Origin of the sequence: Streptomyces sp. I05A-00742, assembly GCF_013055795.1 — a bacterium.
Lineage (GTDB): Bacteria > Actinomycetota > Actinomycetes > Streptomycetales > Streptomycetaceae > Streptomyces.
In genome coordinates, this window is sequence record NZ_JABETO010000090.1 from 1 (window position 1) to 1816 (window position 1816).

The window sequence follows — 1816 nt, forward strand, 5'->3', positions numbered from 1 at the left end:
TCACTGCCCATAGTTCGTCGTCCACGATCCACGGCCGCTTCCTCACGCCATCACGAACGGCCGGAACACCGCCCACGTCACGGCCGACCAGCCACGATCAACAAGATCGTGTTACGAGCTCTTATACGCGCGGTTCTTGTAGCCGAAGGGCCAGGAGGGGACAACCGTGTAGCGGCCGGCGATCTGCTGTCCGCGTGTGCCCTGCAACAGGCTGCTGGTCTCGACGTCGAGACCAGCAAGCACGATTCGTTGTCGCGGCCAGGATCTCCGCGATGGCGGAAACCACCCGGTCATCGGCCCGCCCCGTCGGCGAGCAAACCCGAGTTTGGCGGTGATCGACCAGCCCCCACAGACCCTGCTCGCGGTAGCGCCTGCGCATTCTCTGAACGGTTCCCGCACTCGCCTGCCAGCCGATGGCCCGCAGTTCCGCAGCCTTGGACGCCACTCGCTCTTCCACCGTGTGGCGGGCCGAGTCGTATTCAGGACGAGGCAGAGCTGTGGGATCAGCATCCAGCGGCTTGCCGAACCCCACTTCAATCACATGCCGTTCCCAGGCCACCGTCTTCTCCGCTTCCCGCTCCGGCGCGATGTCCAACAGCGTGAACGGTGGCATGAGTCCACGCTCGGCACCCTGGCCGATCAGCTCAAAGCCTTCCGAGGCCAGAGATGCGACAACAACACCAGGCTCGCCGACCCGGCTTCATCGAGGAGCCGCACCGTCGTGCCGGACAGGCCGACGACCGCGTGTAGCCGGTCATCCAGGCGCACCCGGTCCCCGACCCTCAACGCCGCCCGTGGCCCTGGGCGCCCGCTAACCGGATCGCCGCCAGCGACATCAGCATGGCATCCGACAGAGGTCGCGACAGATCCGTGGTCAGCCGTCCCACCCACAGCAGATGGGACACCGCTGGCAACACCGCGATCGGATCACCCAGTAACGCAGCCTGTGTCACCAGCGGCGAAGACACCGAGAACAGTGCCAACAACCGGGCCACGAGCTCCTCATCGACCCCGTGCCGCGGATGCCGGTATCCCGCCATCCAGCGAACGTTCACCATGCGCACCGGTTCCACTTCGCCGACAACCCGGTAGCCCCACCCCACCGCCTCACAAGCTGCCCGCGTGGCCGCGAACTTGGCGGCCGACCGTGCGTCGATCCGGTTCAGAGGCCGGCAGTCCACCACCAACCCCCGGCCGTCTTCGAACCGAGCGAAGTGTCCGGAGCGTGCGAGATCCACTTGCCCCGCTCGTCCTTCCAGAACAGCCACAGCGGCTGCGACAACAGCCCCATCACCTGCGGGGTGAAGTCGAGCAGCATCGCGTGATCCCGCTCCAACCACGACTCGAACCCCACGTGCCCGCCGGTCGTCGACGACCAGTACAGCCCCGGGAAGTGCCGCTGGCCGCGATACGACGGAAACCCTCGTACCGGCAGGCCTGCCTCGAACTCAACGGAGACCGCACCCGCCAATGGCTGCCGATGCCCACCCTCCTCGTCCCGCCACCCGACCTCGAAGCCGTCCAGTTGCGACGGCTTCGCCCCCTCCAACATGCGCATTCCCATGTACGCAACTTTGCGGATCTACGGGAACTAGACAGAGCGAATGGGGATCAAACCCTCGTCTGAGTGAGTGAGCTCTTTCAGCGTTGCCGCTCCAGGGTGAGGACGGCTCGGGCGATTGCCGACATTCGATTTGGGCTGCACCGGGCTCTGCGGAAGATCCGCCAGGACTTCAGACGGGCCACGCCTCGCTCGACCGGTGCCCGCGCTGCCGAGAGTGCGCGGTTGACCGTGCGTTGGGTCGGTGACAGGTCG

1 protein-coding gene and 1 pseudogene are annotated in these 1816 nt (G+C 66.1%); both read right to left on the minus strand.

The window, feature by feature from the left end; genetic code table 11:
• Positions 1-782: 782 nt before the first annotated feature.
• Positions 783-1564, minus strand: a pseudogene (locus HN013_RS34300) (TnsA-like heteromeric transposase endonuclease subunit).
• Between the two features lie 77 nt (positions 1565-1641).
• Positions 1642-1816: transposase family protein (locus HN013_RS32190; RefSeq protein WP_249375709.1), on the minus strand; the 175-nt coding region annotated here is incomplete at its 5' end.